This is a genomic window from Bacillus sp. FSL K6-6038 (assembly GCF_038050455.1).
GTDB lineage: Bacteria > Bacillota > Bacilli > Bacillales > Bacillaceae_G > Bacillus_A > Bacillus_A pseudomycoides.
The window spans coordinates 2,081,298-2,101,201 of record NZ_JBBOUH010000001.1 but is presented as its reverse complement, the minus strand read 5'-3'; the positions used below and the strand labels follow the sequence as shown (position 1 = coordinate 2,101,201).

At 34.4% G+C, this 19,904-nt stretch carries 16 protein-coding genes and 3 pseudogenes; 3 read left to right on the top strand and 16 right to left on the bottom strand.

All coding sequences use genetic code 11. The features are described 5' to 3' along the window. Positions 1 to 21 precede the first annotated feature (21 nt). The 14 genes and pseudogenes from NSQ40_RS10770 to NSQ40_RS10715 all read right to left on the bottom strand — a co-directional run bounded on the left by NSQ40_RS10770 (position 22) and on the right by NSQ40_RS10715 (position 14,442). Positions 22 to 837, bottom strand: a complete 816-nt coding sequence (locus tag NSQ40_RS10770) for a DUF3952 domain-containing protein (RefSeq protein WP_097787420.1) — start codon at positions 835 to 837, stop codon at positions 22 to 24. After that, positions 834 to 5,063: pseudogene (gene essC, locus NSQ40_RS10765) on the bottom strand (type VII secretion protein EssC); the annotation flags it as partial. The gene NSQ40_RS10770 and the pseudogene essC, both read right to left, overlap by 4 nt. Further along, a pseudogene (locus NSQ40_RS29445) lies at positions 5,061 to 5,339 on the bottom strand (FtsK/SpoIIIE N-terminal domain-containing protein); the annotation flags it as partial. The pseudogenes essC and NSQ40_RS29445, both read right to left, overlap by 3 nt. A 304-nt stretch (positions 5,340 to 5,643) precedes the next feature. Next, a complete protein-coding gene (gene essB / locus NSQ40_RS10760) occupies positions 5,644 to 6,843 on the bottom strand; it encodes a type VII secretion protein EssB (protein WP_003197233.1) in 1,200 nt (399 codons plus the stop codon). A 90-nt stretch (positions 6,844 to 6,933) separates the two neighbouring features. After that, positions 6,934 to 7,185 carry an EsaB/YukD family protein gene (locus NSQ40_RS10755; protein WP_018765510.1) on the bottom strand — a complete coding sequence of 84 codons (252 nt, stop codon included), beginning with the start codon at positions 7,183 to 7,185 and terminating at the stop codon, positions 6,934 to 6,936. A 12-nt stretch (positions 7,186 to 7,197) separates the two neighbouring features. Then, positions 7,198 to 7,701 (bottom strand): type VII secretion protein EssA, encoded by a 504-nt coding sequence (gene essA, locus NSQ40_RS10750; RefSeq protein WP_018765509.1) that lies wholly within the window; start codon positions 7,699 to 7,701, stop codon positions 7,198 to 7,200. Then, positions 7,673 to 9,121, bottom strand: a complete 1,449-nt coding sequence (locus NSQ40_RS29440) for a hypothetical protein (RefSeq protein WP_003206986.1) — start codon at positions 9,119 to 9,121, stop codon at positions 7,673 to 7,675. Before NSQ40_RS29440 ends, essA begins: the two co-directional genes overlap by 29 nt. A gap of 32 nt (positions 9,122 to 9,153) precedes the next feature. Next, positions 9,154 to 11,364, bottom strand: a complete 2,211-nt coding sequence (gene esaA, locus NSQ40_RS29435; RefSeq protein WP_445684660.1) for a type VII secretion protein EsaA — start codon at positions 11,362 to 11,364, stop codon at positions 9,154 to 9,156. 154 nt (positions 11,365 to 11,518) lie between these two features. Next, positions 11,519 to 11,815 (bottom strand): WXG100 family type VII secretion target, encoded by a 297-nt coding sequence (locus tag NSQ40_RS10740; RefSeq protein ID WP_003197226.1) that lies wholly within the window; start codon positions 11,813 to 11,815, stop codon positions 11,519 to 11,521. Between the two features lie 177 nt (positions 11,816 to 11,992). Continuing rightward, a complete protein-coding gene (locus tag NSQ40_RS10735; protein WP_003197224.1) occupies positions 11,993 to 12,430 on the bottom strand; it encodes a GNAT family N-acetyltransferase in 438 nt (145 codons plus the stop codon). 4 nt (positions 12,431 to 12,434) lie between these two features. Then, positions 12,435 to 12,815 (bottom strand): annotated as a pseudogene (locus NSQ40_RS10730) (cupin). A gap of 23 nt (positions 12,816 to 12,838) precedes the next feature. After that, complete coding sequence (locus NSQ40_RS10725) at positions 12,839 to 13,324, bottom strand: GNAT family N-acetyltransferase (RefSeq protein WP_033796095.1); 486 nt, start codon at positions 13,322 to 13,324, stop codon at positions 12,839 to 12,841. Further along, a complete protein-coding gene (locus NSQ40_RS10720; protein ID WP_097786797.1) occupies positions 13,321 to 13,869 on the bottom strand; it encodes a 2'-5' RNA ligase family protein in 549 nt (182 codons plus the stop codon). Before NSQ40_RS10720 ends, NSQ40_RS10725 begins: the two co-directional genes overlap by 4 nt. Positions 13,870 to 13,875: 6 nt before the next feature. Further along, a complete protein-coding gene (locus NSQ40_RS10715; protein ID WP_018765502.1) occupies positions 13,876 to 14,442 on the bottom strand; it encodes a GNAT family N-acetyltransferase in 567 nt (188 codons plus the stop codon). 139 nt (positions 14,443 to 14,581) lie between these two features. Here NSQ40_RS10715 and NSQ40_RS10710 point away from each other — a divergent pair, with 139 nt between their 5' ends. Further along, positions 14,582 to 15,484, top strand: a complete 903-nt coding sequence (locus NSQ40_RS10710) for an ABC transporter permease subunit (RefSeq protein WP_097786796.1) — start codon at positions 14,582 to 14,584, stop codon at positions 15,482 to 15,484. Next, a complete protein-coding gene (locus tag NSQ40_RS10705; RefSeq protein ID WP_033798382.1) occupies positions 15,481 to 16,521 on the top strand; it encodes an ABC transporter permease in 1,041 nt (346 codons plus the stop codon). Before NSQ40_RS10710 ends, NSQ40_RS10705 begins: the two co-directional genes overlap by 4 nt. Positions 16,522 to 16,611: 90 nt before the next feature. Here the strand turns inward: NSQ40_RS10705 and NSQ40_RS10700 are convergent, their stop codons facing one another. Both NSQ40_RS10700 and NSQ40_RS10695 read right to left on the bottom strand, forming a co-directional pair. Continuing rightward, complete coding sequence (locus tag NSQ40_RS10700; RefSeq protein ID WP_098101121.1) at positions 16,612 to 17,739, bottom strand: metallophosphoesterase; 1,128 nt, start codon at positions 17,737 to 17,739, stop codon at positions 16,612 to 16,614. Positions 17,740 to 17,904: 165 nt separating this feature from the next. Next, positions 17,905 to 18,330, bottom strand: a complete 426-nt coding sequence (locus NSQ40_RS10695) for a GNAT family N-acetyltransferase (protein WP_258248373.1) — start codon at positions 18,328 to 18,330, stop codon at positions 17,905 to 17,907. A gap of 130 nt (positions 18,331 to 18,460) precedes the next feature. Here NSQ40_RS10695 and pdxR point away from each other — a divergent pair, with 130 nt between their 5' ends. Beyond that, entirely contained in the window at positions 18,461 to 19,882 is a 1,422-nt protein-coding gene (pdxR, locus tag NSQ40_RS10690; RefSeq protein ID WP_003206981.1) for a MocR-like pyridoxine biosynthesis transcription factor PdxR, read from the top strand. The last annotated feature ends 22 nt before the right edge of the window (positions 19,883 to 19,904 follow it).

Genomic DNA, 19,904 nt, shown 5'->3' with positions numbered 1-19,904 from the left:
ATCTCCTTTCTTAATTATTTATTATTTTTTGTACTGTGCTTTATAATCTACATATTCTTTTTTCGCATCTTGATTGTTATCTTGTTTTCTATTAAAGTATGTTTTTATCTGGAACATATATTCTACTAAATTCCCATCATCATTCTTTTTCTTATAGTCTATATCAATACTTACTTGTAATATCTGCTTTGGGCCTTTCGCGGAATCAAGATGAAGTACAATTGTCGCCCCATCATATTCATCATATTGTATGTTTAGCTTATCATTGATAATATTTTGAAATTCTGATTCAGTGAGTCTATATCCAACTGTATTAGGCTGATCAAATTTTTTGATATCATCGCCTGGCTTCATCTTTAATCTCCCTATTCCTTTTAAACGATCTACAATTAAGTTAACGTATGAAACATCAAGATTGGAATCTGGACTTTGTACCTGCCCATTTTCATACATTATATTTGTACTATAAACGGTTTCTTTTTTATAATTTTTATTTGTCCCTGTTTCATTTTTATTCTCTATGTCAGTAGCGATTGTTTGTGTTGTCTCCCCATATAAACTTTTATCTTTCGTATTATATACACCTTCCGTAGTTTGACGGATTGTTTTACTATGCTCTCCATCTTCTTTTTCTTCATACCTACTGTATATACCTCTTTGGGTCACATATGCATACCCATCATCACTCGCAGACATAACCGTCTTCATATCCCCTTCATCCAACGCCTTTACAAATCTCTCATAGTCTATTTTCGTTTCTCCAAAACCACACCCACTAAATAAACTCGCAACTATCGTCATAACTATCATCACCTTAGCTTTCTTTTTCAATTTCATACAGTCACCTCGTTCGTTACTCTTGGCATTTTGAGTTTCATAATGCTTCCTTTTTGGTAGTAATACACTTCGTCTTTCCCTAAAGATGTTTCGTTACTTACGTATTTCACATTGAAGACACTTTGGTCGTTTAATTGCATTGCGATGATGCCCGCTGTTAGTTTACTTCTCATTTTCATCGGTAAGGCATCTCGGTTTCGATCCATATAGTCATGATGTCCTGCTAGGACGAAGTAAATACCAACTGCACGAGATAGATCCATTAAAGTTGTTGCGTCGTCTGTTTCTAAGTAAACAAGTCTGCTAAATTCTTCAACGTTTGTCATAATGATAAGTTGTTTTGTAAACACTGGTATTTCTCTTCCTTCTTGTCTTGCCTGTGATAATTCAAGAGATCGTTCACGAATCACTTCCATCCAGTATTTCACGTGAACGTTTACTTCATTTTCTTCTACGATGTAATGAGTCACATTGTCTTTATACTGAACGAAGCTATACTCCGCTGTATCTACTAATGTTATACTCTCAAAATAGTCTTTATTCATTTGGGAGAGTATACTTGATATGACTTGTTTTCTAATACTATCATCTGCACTGTAAACCATTAAATGATCATTAACTGCAATATCATGCGCAACGACTTCTACATTTGTGAAGTCAAGTCCCAGTGGAACTTTTCCTGCTTGTAATGCTTTGGTAACGTCCTTGTTTTTACGATATGTTACAAGATCAATGATTTCTGGCATCATTGGAATTGCCTTCGGACGTTCTCCATCCCATTCTTGATCCATTTCACTTGCTTCTTGTTGCAATAATTGAATTTGTTGTAATTCATCTTCTGCTTTTGTTGGTAACACTGACTGGAATAATGTCGGTGAATCTAGTTTTATAATTGCTCGTCCTGCCATTTCTTCCACTTTTACATCAGATCGACCTACAATGCCTGAGATTTCACTTTGATCAATCATATATAGACATGTTTGCAATTTAATATTATTATATAGCTGAATACGCAGTGCATTTTGTCGACCTGCACTAATTAGTGTATGAATACCTAAGCTTGCGCCATCGCGAACAATTTGTATCATTAACATTTCAAAGTCTTCGTAAAATCTAGCTTCTTTTACCGCATCGTAATTATCAATCGCAACGATGATATTCGGCATTTGTTTACCGCTAGCTTTTTCATACATTTCTATGCTTGCAACGTCATATTCACTTAACATACGTTTACGTTGTTTCATCTCTTGCGTTAATCTTTCAACTAATTTTAAGCACTTTTCTGCTTCGTCAATCGTAATCGTATCCGCAACATGTGGCAGTCCCTTTAATGGTAAGAGACCATTCGTACCAAGGTCTACTAAATACACATGCAAATGCTCCGGGCTATTTTGACGCGCTACATCCATAATGACTGATTGTAAGAACGTCGATTTACCGTAACCTGGACTTGAGAAGACGGCTACATGTCCATCTTTACTTATGTCTAATGTTAATGGTGTTTGTGATTGTAATTCAGGTTGGTCTAGTAAACCAACTATTGCTTGCAATGGTTTCTTTGCTTCATTCCATGCTTCTTTAAAGTGCACTGGGTGTAAGTCTTGCAGGAATATTTTTTCTGGAAGCGGTGGTAACCACGGTCTTGCGAGCGCTTCAATTTGTCTTTCTTCTGTATAATCATGAATATAATCGATAACTGCATCAAGTTCAGACGGCACCGTCGCAATCTCTTTGTTATCTCCAAGTCCACTTAAGTCTTCACTTAAGATTTCATATTGACCTAAGTCGTTGATTGCATAAATTGTTGTATCGAGACGATCTTGATCATCCTTATCTTCCACGTAATCAGCACCGCTCCATGCAGATTGGAATAGTTCATAGATTTCATTATTTCCGACCTGTAAGTACGCGCGTCCTGGCAGTGTAATTTCTGCTGCGTCAGGTGTTTTTAATATTTCATTACTGTCTGATGTATTTTGCACTTTAAGCGCTAGTTTAAATTTCGAGTTACTCCAAATTTGATCGTCGACAACCCCAGTTGGCTTTTGTGTAGCCAGTATTAAATGAATACCAAGAGAACGCCCGATACGCGCTGTTGAAACTAATTCTTTCATAAAGTCTGGCTGCTCTGCCTTCAACTCCGCGAACTCATCACTAATTAAGAATAGATGCGGCATCGGCTCTGTTACAGCGCCTTCTTTGTATAATTTTTGATATTGGTTAATATGATTCACATTATTCTCGCCAAATAAGCGTTGGCGTTTTTGTAATTCTGCCTTAATCGAAGCGAGTGCACGCATACTTTGCGCACCATCTAAGTTCGTAATCGTTCCTAGTAAGTGAGGTAGATTTCTAAATAAGTTCGCCATTCCTCCGCCCTTATAGTCAATTAATAGAAACGCAACTTCATAAGGATGGAAATTGACCGCAAGAGATAGAATATACGACTGAATAATCTCTGACTTACCAGAACCTGTAGTACCAGCAATTAACCCGTGTGGTCCGTGTGCTTTTTCATGTAAGTTTAAGTTCACAAGATCTTCTTTACCGCGAAGGCCAAGCGGAACAGCTAATGATTTATGAGCAGCATTTTTTGCCCAGCGGCTTGTAATATTTAATTCATCAATTTTTTCAACGCCATACATTTCTAAGAATGTAACACTTTCTGGAATACTATTTTTCAAGTTTTGCAGGTGATTCAGTGGCGCAAGTGCTCTAGCTACATCTTCTAAATTAAATCCTTCTGGAAAATGATCCGGTGCGAACTGACGATTTACAAGTTCCCCTTGTTCTAAGATGATATTTCCTTTTTTCGAGTCTCTTATGTCAACAACTGTCTTCACATGCTCCGGTAAGCTTTGCATCACATCTTGAACGAATACGAGTGATACACCTAAATCACTTGGATCTTCATTAAAGAATTCCATTACAACGTGATCTAAGATGAGTTTTTCATCCGTTATAAGGACAACATAATGCGGTGAAAAATGTATTTTTTCACTTGAATTGCTTTTTTCATCTACTTTCAGTTTGCGTTCTTTCAATATTTGATACAAACTATTCAGTACTTGGTCTCGGCTTCTATCATGATATACAAAACCGCGTACATTAATATCACGTACACTTGCATGAGGCAACCAGCGCATCCAGTCCCACTTCTTCTTCTCCTCTTCAGGAAAGACCGTAATAAACTGCAAGTCATAATAACTATGGAATAAAGCTGTTTGCATCACTAATAGTTGTAATTGTTCGAGCACTAACGAACGCTGCCCAATATATCCAACTGGTCCATTCATTAAATCTGTTACAACCGGAACATCGGCTTGAGAAAGATATTGCTGTCTTAGCTCACGTGCCATGGCAATAAGCTCGTCTTTAAACTGGCTAAATTCCTCTTCATTAAATTCAATTTCAAAACTAGTATCTACATTCCCTTTTCCCACTCGGTATGTTAAGAAATCATGATGCATGATTGTTTTTTCATATATACGAGGGTTCACTTCTATCGCCATTTCTCTAATTTCGGTAACATCTGGATAATGATAATGAAGTGCATGACGCTGCTTCTCACTTTCAGCATGTAAATCCTTTGTTTTTTGCATTAAGTATTCTCGATAACTCTTATCTCGCTCGGCAATATCAATTTTGTATTGCTTTAAGTTTTTTATGTACGATGTGATCGAAACAACGACAGTCACGACTGTCATTGCTAGCGATGCGAAAATAAATAAACCGTATGATTGAAATATAGATAACATGACAGTTACCACAATCATTACGAGAGATGGAACAATAATCCTTGCTAGATGCTCTGTTGGTTTTGATGGTTTTGATGATGGTTTTGCAATTATCATTTTTTCAACTGGCTCACGATAAATAATCCGTGGTGAACGATGATAATCTGGATACTCATCATGATAAAAGCTGTCCGCTTCTAGTAAACGAGGTAATGTCGAGTCTACCCGTTTTTCTGCTGCGAATATTTGAACATCTTCACTTCCAATTTGAATTGTTACGCCATCAAAATATAAGTGATCTCCAGCTTCTACATTCGCTGTACCTTTCAATTTAGAATAATTATGAAAGACGTTCCCCTCATACACGTTAATTTTAAACGGCTCATCTAATGTTTCACGAATGAACAGAAAATCTGTAGTAGCATCATGAACTGTTATATCATCGTAGTCATTTTTACTAATTGCTATCGAATATTTCGTTGATGTATCATATACAATTACTTCTTCTACAGTTGCAATCCAAATGCGCATAGCCTTGTTATTCTTTAATTGAATTGTATTCGCCTTATTAAAACAAAGGACTTGCTCTCCTATCTTCCAAGCTTCTAATTCGCTATCCCAATTTAACAAAAGTGATTCATCTAAATCAAAGTCAGTAATATGATTTGACCATTCTTTCCCAATCGTCACTGTAGGACGTTCGGATGGATGTAAGCGGCATTTATGTAATCGATTGCCGTAACTTAGTGCAAGTAGTTGCTCCATACTTCTCCACTTCTCCTTTTGTTCGCTCTATCTGTAAGGAGTTCCCATACATATATATCCATTTTGATTTTCCAACATATAAGTCGCTGCTATGAAAAATAAAAGGTATCCTACACTCGTTTTCTCTTTTTGTTTTCACTTAGCATGGGCCTCCATGGACGGACGCTCTCTCCCACCTAAAAAGAAAGAGTTATGTCGGTTTTTCATTTTGTATTTATATAGATTGGATATATACGTACTCCCTATCTTTTCTTGTTGTTTATATATCCATTTTCATATAGATTCAGCAAAAGTCTTCATCCTTTTACTTTGCTTTTTTTGTATTAGATATATCTTTTTCATTGGATGAATCACTATATTTTTTCTTATATTCATTCAATTGTTGTTCAAATGTTTTTAGCTTTTCATCGCGCTCTTTTCCTGGTAAATCCGGATTATTTTTCACTGCTTCTATTTGTTTAATTAAGCCATACATGATTAATTGTGGATCATCCACACTTTTCGCTAAATCTAATGATTTATCAAAATTACCTTTTCCGTTGTAAATCCAGTACAATAAATACTTTTCATCACTTTTTAAAGTAACATTTTTCATAATTGCTGCTTTTTGCTCATCAGATAATTTCTCTACTTTCAAGTAGGAATACGCTAACTCATATTTAGATGCTAGCGGTAATGATTCAAACTCTTCCTCATTCAAATTACTAATTACCTTATCGTAATCCGTTGCTAAGAAATTTTTATTAGCTTCTAGAAGTGTATTTTGATACGGCACTTTCATAAATGTGTAGTAAACGACTGGTGCTGCTAAGATAACTGTAGCTGCCGCAAATGAAAATGCTAAGTATTTAAATAATTTAAACTGCTTTTTCGGAACAAGTTGCATTGTTTTTTCTGCTTTTGCTTGCTCCTTTAAAAAATTCACTTCGATAAACTGTTTCAGTTCCTCAAAGCTTTCCATGTTGACCACATTCTGTTCAAATGTAGTTTCTTTTGCGCTTTCCAATAAACCAGCATATAGATCATCATAACTATGTTTTTTGGAAAACAAAGCAATAATAAAACATTTGTAGTGGAGTAAAAATTGATTTTCTGTTAGTGGTTTGGGCGGGGCAATCTCTCGAATTCCGCGATGTATAATAAAAGGCATTAAATTTGCATCAAATACTAAATTATCCGGGTGTAAAAAGAAAGTTATTCTTCTATGCAAATACTCTTGAAAATGAGATAGATTTCGGATTAAACGTAATTTCTCATTTCTTTCTAATTTCTTTACATCTTCCCATTTCAATAATTTCTTTTCTACCGTATATGTAAAAGTAAATGTATCATCATGCTCTTCTATTGTTACTGGTAGAAACATTGATGATTTTTCCGTTAATAACTCCAATTGACGGGTATCTTTTACTTGCGTTTGAGATTTAGCAAGTTCTAATTTCCAAGTATCTTCTTCTATTTCAAATCGATACTCCATTGAATCAATCTGAATTGTTTTCTCCGTCATGTTCTTCCTCTTCTCCTTTTCACCATAAACCTATTCTGATTTTACGAATTCACTTGAGTAGGTTACATGCTGCGTTCATGATTATGTAATTTATATTACTTGTAATATATCTCCATCTGTTACTTGGTGATCTACCAATCTATCATCATCTGTTAATAATAACGATTTATTCACAACTTTAATTACGTAGTTTGATGTATCGTATTTTTCAATTTTTAATGTTTCAATTAAATTTTTAAGCAAATATTTAACAGACTGATGATTGGGGATTCGTAAATCGTATGTATTTCCATTCCATTTATGAAAATCAACAGTGACGTTAATATGTGTCTGTATAGCCATTTGTGATTCTCCTTACATCCAAATTTTCCGAATGATGATTCCAAATCCAATAAAAATGAATATAACGCCAATAATAATTAATCCAATCAATGTCGGACTAATTGACTCTTCTGTTTTGGCTTGGCTATGATCCATTTCACTAGAACTTGCTCTCACGTTATAGTTTTTTGAAAACAAACTCTTCTGTGTGTCTTTCATTTTATCTATTTTTTTCGTATTCAAAAATAAAGAGTCATTCAACTCTTTCATTTCTTTCTTTTCTTTCTTTTGTTTTTCATTAATTTGTTTTTCAACTTCTTCATTAAATAATTGAATTGCTGCTTTATCGAGCTCTGTCTCTTGCTGTCCTTTTTCATTTCTTTCTTGGTTATCTTCATGTAGCCGATCTACTTTGAAATCAAGTTTACCATTATCATTCAGGTAACTGTCTGCTGCGCTACCCATGAGGGGCGCAGCAAACAAGAAAAGAAAAAAGACAAATGATAATCTAGCCAGCTGTATGCATTGTTTCATCATCGTCAATTTTTTCCTCCCACCTTTTATGCCATACAAATAGATTGATAATAAATCCAACAATTGCTATTACAAGAAGGACTGCGAAAGTGACATGACCATCATTTTTACCACTTATAAAATTATTTAAGAAATCTTCTATATATTGAAGTGGTGAAAATTCACGTAACTTACCAAGATATGATGTCTTAGTTACCTTAACTCCAACAGCTTCTGTTAAAAATAGATACAGACTTAATGATGTTAATAAGATAAACATGCCTATCATTTTTGCTTGGCGTAATAGATATGTTGAAACGAAGACAAAAGCCATCATTGTAATTGTTATAAAAGCAATCCAAATTAACCTTTGATTTCCGCTGAATTCTAATAATTTCCCAGCGATGATACCAATTATAACTCCTTCAACAATAGCTATTCCGAATGTAATTGCCGTGATTGGTAAGTTCATATCTAAAATTGATGATTTTTCTTCAAAATCATCTTGTTGATGACGCTTTCTTTCCTGATTCGCAATAGCGTATGACGTAAATAAAGAAACAATAAAACATACTAATACAATTAAATATGGTGTAAAGGCATTGCCTGCTGTAATAACACCGTCATTTTGTTTTAAAACTGGATTCGCTAAAAACTTGTATAACTGTTCATTCTGACGTTCGCCAACACGGCTATTCGCTAATACTTTACTGAAGTTTTTCGCGAATGACTTATCATCCGATACTTTATCAGTTAAATCGTTTAATAATGTATCAGCTTTTGACACCATCGTTACACCGCTGTCTTGAATTTCTTTTGCTTGATTATTAATTTGATCAAACGTTTTATATACCTCGTCAGAAGCTAGCAAAGTACCTTTCGAACTTTCAGCTAACGATTGACTCTGTGTCACTAATGATTTCAATCCAGTGTCTAATGCTAATATAGCTGTCTGTTCTCCTTCACGACTACTTACTATTGTTCTTTGTTCCTCCATCAGTTTTAGACTACCTTCACGCCACTTCATTGCACCGTTTAAATACTCAGCCAGATTCGTATTCATTACATTAGCTTGTTCTGATGTTTGTTTTAATGTTTCTGCCAAACGGTCTGAATTTTGGTTAACATTTTTAGCTAAGAGCTGCAAATCATTAATTTTTTGTTTTACTTGATTCATCTCAGATGTTACTTCCGCCTGAATTTCAGATGAAACAAGACCTGTAATGATATCTAACACATTTTGTTTATTTAACATGTAATAAAGAGATTTTGATGTGGCAAGATCTTTTAAAGCTTGTTTTTCTAACTTTCCTGATAAATCTTCTGTTTTCATATCAAGCCCATAATACAGTTCATATAAGCCTGATAATTCTTCATAATTTTTCACTGTGTTCACAGCGTCTTTTATTAACCCCTCAGATGATGCTGGAGATAAAACTTCCATTTTTTGATGAACAATATGATCATTAGTACGTTCTATTGTTTCAACTTTTTTATCTCCCTCACCCGGATTAGTTGTACCACCGCCTGGGTCTGTTGTGCCACCGCCTGGGTTTGTCGTACCACCGCCTGGGTTTGTTGTGCCACCGCCTGTTGTGCCACCACCTGGGTTTGTTGTACCACCGCCTGGGTTTGTTGTGCCGCCACCACCTGTTGTGCCACCGCCTGGGTTTGTTGTACCACCACCTGGGTTTGTTGTACCACCACCTGGGTTTGTTGTGCCGCCACCTGGCTCTGTTGTGCCACCGCCTGGGTCGTGTTGTACCACCACCTGGTTGTTGTGCCACCGCCTGGGTTTGTTGTACCACCACCTGGGTTTGTTGTACCACCACCACCACCTGGCTCTGTTGTGCCACCACCTGGGTTTGTCGTGCCACCACCTGGGTTTTTGTTTCCATCTTTATTTGGTTCTTTTGTTTCACTACCAGTCTTACTATCTGTCAATTGTTTAATTGAATGTACTGGCGTTTTTGTGCGATTTGTCAGTTTGACAACTTGATTACTTTGTTTATTATTTTCACCAGTTGTTTCTTGTCCCTCGGTCGGAGGATCAACTGGCTTCGTTTCCGTTGGTGTTTTTTCATGCGTATGAGTTAAATTCCATTTCCATGTTACTGGTGTAAAAACATCAATCTTTGCGTTTTCATCCGACAATTTGACACGCACACCAACAGATAATTCTCCTTCTTCTCGAGAAGGCAGCTTGACACTCCCATTACTTAAATAGTCTGCAGTATAGTCTTGTCCGTTAATCATTAATGCTTCCGTACTTGAATACAGTTCAAATCCCTCTGGAAGTTGCAAATTAAACATTTGCTCTCCATCCATTTTTGCAACTTTTTCTTTATCTTCAAAAATAATTCCATCAGTAGCTAGGCCTTTCTTAATATTCTTGATTGTATTTTCTAATGGAATATCGTTAGAGCCTTCATAATGGAAGCTATTCTCTTCCCCATACTTCTTAGAAACTTGAACTACATTTTTCAGCTGCGTCTTTGTCTCATCAGGTAATGTGAGTCTATCAATTTCTTCAACATCCATACTTGCTAACTTATTGATTAAACTTTTAATCTGTTCGTTAATTTGATTGTCTGGTTGTTGCATTAAGGTATTTAAATATATCTCTTTTGTGTTATTACCCGAAAGTTTTGCTTTTAATTTCTCATTAATTGTTTCTTGAATATTCTTCTTGAGCTTATCTGCTAGTTCTTCATCATAGCTTTTCATTTTATTTGTGACATCTGCTAAATACTGTTGAATTGCTGTTGAGTCAGTTAAAGCATTAGATTGTTTATCTGAGTCATTGAAATGGCTTGCGATAACTTTATTCGCCGATTCCAATGCACTTAATTGCTTTAGCACATCATTTGTACTAAGGTCACTGTTAAATTGATTAAGCTGATTTGAAAAATTATTTGCTAACAAATTATTGCCTGTTTGCAAATTTTGAAGATTATCGAAACCACCTAAATAGGTAGCATTCGATTTCGCACCCTCATCGATTGTTTGACCAAATCTTTGTAATACCCCTTCAAACCCTTTAAAGCTATTAACAGAGACACCTGTATAATCTTGTACTGTTTTAAATTGTTGTGTATAGTTTGCCAAAGGATTATGTACATCTGTTTTATATACTTTCATGTGGGCTTGTTCTTTATCTACGATTGTCCCAATATTATCCTGCGCAGCTTGTAATTTCCCAATTATGCTAGCAAAATATACATCTATAATACGTCTATTAAAATCTTCTAAAATCGATGCGGCTGTCTTTTCCGCTTCTGTTTTTAATTCTTTATTTCCAGTTGCATTTACTTTATAACTTAATGTTAGTTTCTCTGGTGCTTCAGCATGAATTGAAACAGCCTTTCTAGAAAAGTCATTCGGAATTACAATCATCATATTATAGTTATTGTTTTTCAAACCATTTTCTGCAACTCCACGACTGACCACATACCATTGTTGATTATTGTCTTTATTAATATTTTTTATAAACTGATCTCCAAATGCTATTTTATTTCCTTCAAATACCGTCCCTTGATCCTCGTTTACTAAAGCAACCGTCATTTTTGGAGTGCTTTTTTCATCTTCTTTTTTTAACTTTTTATTTAAAGCTAAATAGGAAGTCCCTGTTGCAAATACAAGTGCTAAAATGATAAACAACAAGATACTCCACTTAATTTTTTTCAATACTTATCACTCCTGCGAATAAAAAAATCTAAAAATAACCTATTATACATAAAAATTAAAATTCATTCTTTTCTTAAAAGTAAGTTAGCCATACAACAGAAGTCGCATGGCTAACTTTGAAACCTTCTTTTTATGTAGAGAATATCAACGTTTCTTATTTCAAGCCGAAATTACGTGATAACTCTTCATCATGAGAAGCAACAGCCTCTGCAGTTTTGGTAAGTTGAACATCAATCTCATGTAATAATTGTGAGAAGCTTTCTACTTTTGGTCTTAAATCGTTGAATTGTCGATCAAAACCATCAAAAGCACGGCCTTCCCATTCTCCACGTAATTCATTTTGTAATCCTTGTAATTTTCCAAGAATATCTTTAATTTCATCAGAGCTTCGTCCGTATAGCTTAGCTTTTGATTTTAGCTCCTCAGGACTCATACGAATTTGTCCAGCCATTAAATTTTCCCCCTTAATAGTGAATGAATTGGTTAAATTGATAGAATTTACTAAAATTCAATTCTACTTGGATAATTATAGAATAATAATAAAAATTTGAAAAGGGATTTTTTTCACTTTCATGGAAAAATTTTATAAATTTTATTTATTCTATTTATTTATATATACAGATATAATTCAACATTTAAGCTTCAATGTCATAACTACTTGCCTCTCAACAAATCCAAATTTTTTATACATCTCTTTGGCGAAATTCCCAGCGAATACATTTAAACGTATTTCTTTATACTTTTCTTGCAATCTATCGATTCCTGCTTTCATTAGTTTTCGGGATAACCCTTTTCCTCTATACGCTGGAAAAATATATAATTCATAAATGAATCCCATTTTTCCTCCTGAAAAATAATCCGTATTCTCTCCAATTAAAATCCATCCTGCTAGCACATTCTCTTGTTTTACAACTAAATAATACGCTCCTTTATCTAATAGAGGCTGTGTAATCTCAATCGCTTTTTCTTGGCTTAACTGGCACGTTTCTTTTGTTCCTTCAAAGAGTGATTGTGCTGCAAAATTTAATATTTGCTGAACTTCCTCTTCATTCGCCTTTTGAATCATCCTTTCATCCTCCTATTCCTTCGCCTTCTCTTTCTACAATCGGCATTCGGATATTATTTTCTAGATTCTCTGACTCAATTACAATTGCCATAAGCCCAGTTTCAGTAGTTGTTTTATGGAATTCCCCTTTATTCCAGAAAACAGCTTGACCCGGGTGCACTTTCTTTTTCTTTTTATCTGCGCCACAAACAAGTCCTTACCCTTGCACAATTAGAAGAAGCTGAGAAACAACTGCTTCATGATACCCGATTATTCCTTTTGGTTGTAAATGCATACAACCAATATGTACCTCTCCTTGATGTTTTACTATTTTTGACATAATAAAGTTAGAATGAAACACTGATATGTGATTCCCTGCCATTTCACCGAAATCGAATATCTTCATCTCTTCTCCTCCTAAACCATTTACTATACATGTAACACCATTCTTACCGTTTGCATCATGTGTCCCTCAAAGTCTTCTTCAAACTGTTCTAAATCGGCAAAACCTTTCGCTTTATAAAACGTTTTTCCTTTTTCATTTTCCGCTTCTACACAAATATAAATCTTCTTAACACCGTCTAAAACCGCGATACCTCTTTGCAATAAAGCCGTCCCAATTCCTTTTCCTTGATGCTCCGGTAATAAATAAATAGCCCCTAATTCTGCTTCATTTTGATGTTTTACAGGTGAAAAATTAGCAAATCCAACAATTTGGTCTTCTACTTCTGCTACGAGTAAGTATGAATGTTCTAAACGTCGTTTCATTATTTCATTTGAATATGCTTGTTTTAAACATTTATCTTGAATTTCCTGTGGAATGATTCCTTTATATGTATCATGCCAAGCTATTTTTGCCACTTCTTGTACAGCTGTAATGTCCTCTACATTCATTTCTCTAACTACATACGTCATATCGATATCTCCACTCTTTTTAAATTGTATTCTGCTACTATGTTACAAGAAACCGGATTACCATTTTCATAGTTCACTTTAATTAACTTTAAACTTTCTATAACTACCGTTTGTACACTGAAACCTTTATATACAAACTCCATTACACGAACAAATTGCTCCCACTCTAAACGATTGGCAATTGTACAATGTGGTACCCACTTCTCAGGTACATAATACGACTGTGGCTGATCATGAAAATCCGTAAAATGATTATGAAACGATTGATGCAACTCTAGTAATCTTCTTGTTACTGTTGGCGCCAGAAAGATTGTTCCATTTGTAGGGAAGGTGCCAACAGAAGAGAATTCAACTAGAAAACGCTCTACACTCTCTGTAAACTTTTCAAGTTCATGTCTATATGCTTCTAAATCCAAAGCATGGTAATCAGCTAATGTAATATGAGGCTCTAAGCCCTCATTATGTACAATGTCCGTTAGTCCTTCCCGAATCTCTTTCACGTGCTTTGAAAACCTCTCATCAAATGTAGCAATAACGGCATACATCTTACTTTACTCCTCCACTTCTCTTAATGCTTCCCACTCTTCACGAATCATTCCCATTCGAATAGAATCATAATATGCCCCATTATAGTAACGACATTTTCGCATTCTACCTTCTAACTTCATCCCAATTTTTTCTGCGACTTTCATCATTCGTTCATTTCCAGACCAAGTTGTTAGTCCAACCCTACCAATCTCCATATTTTCGAATAATAAATCTCTATATAGTTGCAAAGCTTCTGTACCATAACCGCCATTCCAATATGCTGGGTCATAAATGGTGATCCCTATTTCTAACCAGCGTGACGCCTTATATTCCCAATAGAAACCAACTGTCCCTATTATTTCGTTATCGGCTTCAATAATAAGTTGCGACAAAGGTTCCTCTTTTAGCTTAGCTTGCAAACTTCCCTTATACACTGGGTATTCCTGAATAGAAAATGGAAAGTATGGCGCATCCCACTTTTTCCATTCAGGGTTTTCTTCTTTGTATATTTGTGAATATAAAGAATTTATATCTTTCTCTTCTATTTTTCTTACTATCACTTTTTTACCTTGTAAATATATCTGTTCCATATTGCCTCCTATGCTATCAAGTAGAATATTAGAATTTAATGTATCACTAATAATAACAATAATATATATTCTTCTGAAAAATCAAACAATAATTCTCACTTTGTTGTATAATATTGTAAAAAGATGACGGAGGGATTTGATGTTACACAAAACATCTCAATTTATGATAAAACTTTCATCGATTATTTTATCACTCTTACTATTATTAAATTTACCTTATTTATTTATCACTCAAGGGGGATTCACCTTTCAACCGATTCAATTTTTCAAACAGATTTTTACTATGTTAAAAGAGGTTTTCTCTCCCGAGTCTCTTATAGTTCTATCATCAGAAGCGAAGTTCGGTAATTTCAAAAAAATACCATTATTTCCAACCGTATTAGAACCTTACATATATTCATTTACTGTTTTGTTTGTAGCTTTCGTTCTTGCACTCTTTATTTCATCTAGCATGGCGTTTTTCTATTTTTTAGCAAAGGATTCTATCAAAAAATGGATTAACAGATTTATTTTTGTATTAGAAGCTATCCCTGATATGATGATGATGATTTGCTTACAAATGTTTTTCATTTGGTTACTTCAGAAATTCGGGGAATCTCCTGTCACAATTATTTCTTTTAATGAAAATCGCGCTTATTTACTTCCTATTTTATCTTTAGCGGTTTTACCTACATTACAAATGTTTCGGATGATGATTTTATATATAAAAGAAGAACATGGAAAACAATATGTAGAAGTTGCTTACGGAAAGGGCCTTTCATCAAGTTATATACTATGTGTGCACTTATTTAAAAATATATCTATCCATTTCTTTCACCATTTAAAAACAATTTTCGTTTTCTTACTTTCTAATTTGTTCATTTTAGAATTTATTTTTAATATGCAAGGTATCATTCAATTTTTATTTAGGAAGGCGTTTATTTCACCTCCCGCTACATTTATCATACTTATCATGATTATCTTACCGTTTTATATTATTTTTCAAATCACTTCTTTTATGATGAATAGGTGGCAAAAACAAATGAGAGGAGAAGTTCTATGAGGTCTATTTGGAAATCAAAACGCTTTTTAATCGGATTCATTTATCTTTTTGTACTACTTACAGCTAGCTTTATTTATAGTTGGTTCTTTAAAGATAGCATACCAGAAGCACCTCTATTGCTTTACAATGACAATAATGAATTACTTGGCAAGGCACCCTTTTCGCCATCTTTAATGCCACCTTTTGGCTCTGACCGTTTTGGAGAATCTATTTTCTTACAAATTTTAGAAGGAGCGAAATTTACAATTTTATTTGCTATCGCAATTAGTTTATTACGTATTTTATTTGGAACATGTATAGGTATTCTATTAAGTTTATACGCTACAAAATTCAAAAGATTTTTCCAGGCATGCTCAGAAGTTTTTTATTATATCCCAACTTTATTTATCGCATTCATACTCATCACGCCAATTAATCTTGTAATCACATCAAATGCGGATCGACTAAGTCCAAATATCTCATTTGCACTTTATCAAGCTATTATACTCATTTTTATCGCTCTCCCTACAATTTCGTTATATATTTCATCAGAAGTTGATGAATTTATGAAAAAAGATTATATATCGAGCTCACAATTAATGGGGGCAAGTCGTTTTCATATTATAAAAAAACATTTACGAGTCTTATTGCTCGACCGCGTATTTTTGTTATTTATGGAACATATTGTCCAAACACTCATACTCATGATCCACTTAGCATTACTTAACATTGTAATCGGCGGGATACAAATGAAAGAAATGGACGAAGGTCAGTTCAAACCTGTTTCACTCTCGAATGATTGGGCGGGCCTTATTGGACTAAATCGTAATGAAATGAATCTTTCATTGTGGATTATTTTTTATACTCTCGCTACATTCTTTATTACTATTCTTTTTATTAAGCTCATGACACTTGGGATTCAAGATGCACTTAAAGTAAGAAATTCACAAATTGTAGCAGTTCAATCTGTTCAAGATCAAAAAACATTTGTTAAAAATAAAGATTCTTTTTCATTTGCTTCTCTAGAAGAGAAAAGTAGTTCTTCGCTGCATTTATAAAAAAATTAAATTCCTTATCATGATCATCTAAACTTTACGCTCTCAAAGTCTACAAAATAAAAAAACAGGAGGGAAATTCCCTCCTGTTTTTTAGCTATATACTTTTAATTCCTTCCCATTCACTTTAAGAAGAAGACCCTTCTCTATCCAACCTTCCACACCATCTTTTTTGATTAAATCATATCCCGTACAGCTATCATCAATAAGCGAAACAATATCACCTTTCCTTACACTTATTTGTGCACAAGAAATATCGGTTTTAACAGTATAATCACCTGCTTCATTTTGCTTTATATATTCATTTTTAACATATAATCGTTTATTTGTTTCTACTTGTTTGCATATTGTAAAATCATCATTTTTTTCAACTGGTACAATATGATAATACGGATACGTGACTCCACCTTGTATCATTGGTTCTGCTTTAAAATCTGTTAAAATTTCATATTGTGGAAAATGATCTACATATGTATATGAAAACACATCTTTAGAACTTGATCTATGAATGATAAATGCATTTAATTGTCCCGCTTCTTTAATAGTATTTCCACCATCAATCGCAATTATTTTTTTGTTTTCATCGATAACTGGATTATTAGAAGGTGCCTCTTCAGAATAATTAGCAACAGGCCAATGCCCAACTACTACATACTTATTTGCGCGATGTGATTTAGTAAAAAACTCCGGCATGGCAATCGCATTTTCCCGTTCAGTCTTCTTCCAATCTTCTATATCTTCAAGTCCTGCGTGCACAAAAAGATAGTCATCTGTTTCAATAGCAGTTGGTAATTCCATGAGCCAATTCATCTCTTTTGAAAAACAGCTCATTAATATATCTTTTACCTCACCGATATCCTTCTCTTCATTAATATGAAAATCTAATTGGTCAAGCCATTCATTAAAGATAGAATGCTTTCTCGTACATAAATAGTTTATTAACCCAGGATTTTCATTTAAAAGAGCCTCAACCAAAGCTTCACAATTCCCTTCAATAACATGTACCTGTTGATTCTGTGCTGACAGTTCCATGACATAGTTTACAACACCTATACTATTCCTTCCTTTTTCACAAAGATCACCATTAATGATTAAATAATCCTCTGCACTAAAATTAACTTCGCTTAATAGTTTCTTAAGAAGCTCTAGCTCTCCATGAATATCAGAAATAACAATAACTCTTCCTTCGTTTAGAATTGATATTTTCTGTATTTTATCCAATATAAACGCCCCTTTTTTCATTTACAGCTTGCTACATATTTAAATGTTCCTTTATCATTTCATAAACATAATTCGACAAAATACCTTATTATACCTTATTTCTATTATAACAAAAAATAGCTGATTCTATATCTTATCACATTTAGAATCTACTATTTCTCTTCTCTATTGTAACTCTTTACAAAAAGAATAACTTACCTTATTATATCCTTCTCTTTCATAAAATCTATGTGCTTCAATTCTTGGAAAAGCTGATGTCAAAACAACCGAACTACATCCCTTTTCTGCTCCCCATTCTTCTATATATGATAATAACGCTTTACCATAGTCTTTTGAGCGATGGGCCCCCGCTGTAACAAGATCATATACAAAAACATGTTTCTTATTATAGAAATTCGTACATACCGCTACCCCTGCAAGGCTTACCACCTCATCTGCGTCATTACACAAAGAAAATAATTGATAGCGTTCCTCTTTCATCTGACGAAATAAAAATTGTGCTTCCTCTTTTGTAAGCGCAGTTCGTAATTGTTGTAAAACGGGTAATACCGCATCTAATTGATCTTCTGATTTTATTTCCTTAACATTCATCGCGAATCTCCCCTAACTATTTATAAAATTTTCTAAATGTTATATTATTATTATAAATAGAGACTGCCCTTTCCTTAAGTGGCAGTTCATCCCTTTTTTATAAGGCCAGTTTTAAAGGAGAGCACATGCAATGGATTTAACCATTCCTCTACAATTAGAAAGTAAAACACCCATCTATATACAAATTTATGACTACATGAAACAAGAAATCTTAAAGGGAACGCTCCCTGCCGGAACACAGCTCCCTTCTCACCGAAATTTAGCATTACAACTTGGTGTTAGCCGCATTACAGTCGAATCAGCTTATCAGCAGTTATCCGCGGAAGGCTATGTGGACAGTAAACCGAAGCGTGGTATATTTGTTACAGAAGTAGATGTAGATGTTATACCAAATAAACAACACGCTCCATTTTACCAATTTGAAAAAAAACAAACAGAACCGCTCTTTTTTGATTGTAGTCAAGGAAACATCGATCAAACAGCCTTTCCACTCTCAAATTGGAAAAGAGCACTACAAGAATGTTTACTCCAATATGAAAACGAATTATTTACAAAAGAAGATCCACAAGGAGAATATATACTTCGTACTCACATTGCAAAATATTTGTATCATGCTCGCGGGGTTCATTGCACACCTAACCAAATTATTATTGGTGCTGGTACACAACCCCTTCTTTGGTTACTTATTCAATTACTTGGGCAGCAAAAATCATACGCAATCGAAAATCCTGGGTTTCACCGCGTAAAAGCTATTATCCAAAGCTGCAGTCTTCCTTTTCATCCTGTTCCATTAGATGAGCAAGGAATGAACATTTCATCTCTCAATAATTGCGATGCGAATGTTGCTTATGTTACGCCTTCTCATCAATTTCCATATGGCATGATTATGCCTTTATCAAGGAGGCTTGAGTTATTAAAATGGGCTAATGATCGCTCTGGTTATATTATTGAAGACGATTATGACGGGGAATTTCGCTACGTTGGAAAACCTATTCCCTCACTGCAAGGGCTTGATACAAATGAACGTGTTATTTACATGGGAACTTTTTCAAAATCGTTTTTACCTTCCTTAAGAATGGGCTATATCGTTCTTCCTAATCATCTTTTGGAAGTCTATAAAAACTTAGGCGGCATTTTTAAACAAACTGTTTCTAAAATACAACAGCTTGCTCTTGCTAACTTCATCCAAAAAGGAGATTGGGATCGGCACTTAAACCGCGTTCGTACATTATATAAGAAAAAACATCATAAACTAGTCAAATCACTTGTGAATCAAATGGGCACTGGTGTTAATATACTTGGGGATCAATCTGGACTTCACATTGTACTACATGTTCATAACGGCATGAATGAACAAGAACTCATTCAATCAGCTGCTGAAAAACATGTAAAGCTTTACCCTCTATCCATATACGATCCAGTAAATAATTTGCAAGAAGAAGCTCATGTATTATTAGGTTTTGGAGGGATACCGATTGATGCAATCGAAACTGTTGTAACATTATTAAAAGAAGCTTGGTTTGCAAAAAAAAGCTGTTCCCTGCAGAAATAATTGCAAGGAACAGCTTTTTTAC

Excerpts from the sequence above, each read along its gene's own strand:
- NSQ40_RS10770 (WP_097787420.1), bottom strand. The coding sequence starts at position 837 with ATGAAATTGAAAAAGAAAGCTAAGGTGATGATAGTTATGACGATAGTT.
- essB (WP_003197233.1), bottom strand. The coding sequence starts at position 6,843 with ATGACGGAGAAAACAATTCAGATTGATTCAATGGAGTATCGATTTGAA.
- NSQ40_RS10755 (WP_018765510.1), bottom strand. The coding sequence starts at position 7,185 with ATGGCTATACAGACACATATTAACGTCACTGTTGATTTTCATAAATGG.
- essA (WP_018765509.1), bottom strand. The coding sequence starts at position 7,701 with ATGATGAAACAATGCATACAGCTGGCTAGATTATCATTTGTCTTTTTT.
- NSQ40_RS29440 (WP_003206986.1), bottom strand. The coding sequence starts at position 9,121 with ATGGAAGTTTTATCTCCAGCATCATCTGAGGGGTTAATAAAAGACGCT.
- NSQ40_RS10740 (WP_003197226.1), bottom strand. The coding sequence starts at position 11,815 with ATGGCTGGACAAATTCGTATGAGTCCTGAGGAGCTAAAATCAAAAGCT.
- NSQ40_RS10735 (WP_003197224.1), bottom strand. The coding sequence starts at position 12,430 with ATGATTCAAAAGGCGAATGAAGAGGAAGTTCAGCAAATATTAAATTTT.
- NSQ40_RS10725 (WP_033796095.1), bottom strand. The coding sequence starts at position 13,324 with ATGACGTATGTAGTTAGAGAAATGAATGTAGAGGACATTACAGCTGTA.
- NSQ40_RS10720 (WP_097786797.1), bottom strand. The coding sequence starts at position 13,869 with ATGTATGCCGTTATTGCTACATTTGATGAGAGGTTTTCAAAGCACGTG.
- NSQ40_RS10715 (WP_018765502.1), bottom strand. The coding sequence starts at position 14,442 with ATGGAACAGATATATTTACAAGGTAAAAAAGTGATAGTAAGAAAAATA.
- NSQ40_RS10710 (WP_097786796.1), top strand. The coding sequence starts at position 14,582 with ATGTTACACAAAACATCTCAATTTATGATAAAACTTTCATCGATTATT.
- NSQ40_RS10705 (WP_033798382.1), top strand. The coding sequence starts at position 15,481 with ATGAGGTCTATTTGGAAATCAAAACGCTTTTTAATCGGATTCATTTAT.
- NSQ40_RS10695 (WP_258248373.1), bottom strand. The coding sequence starts at position 18,330 with ATGAATGTTAAGGAAATAAAATCAGAAGATCAATTAGATGCGGTATTA.
- pdxR (WP_003206981.1), top strand. The coding sequence starts at position 18,461 with ATGGATTTAACCATTCCTCTACAATTAGAAAGTAAAACACCCATCTAT.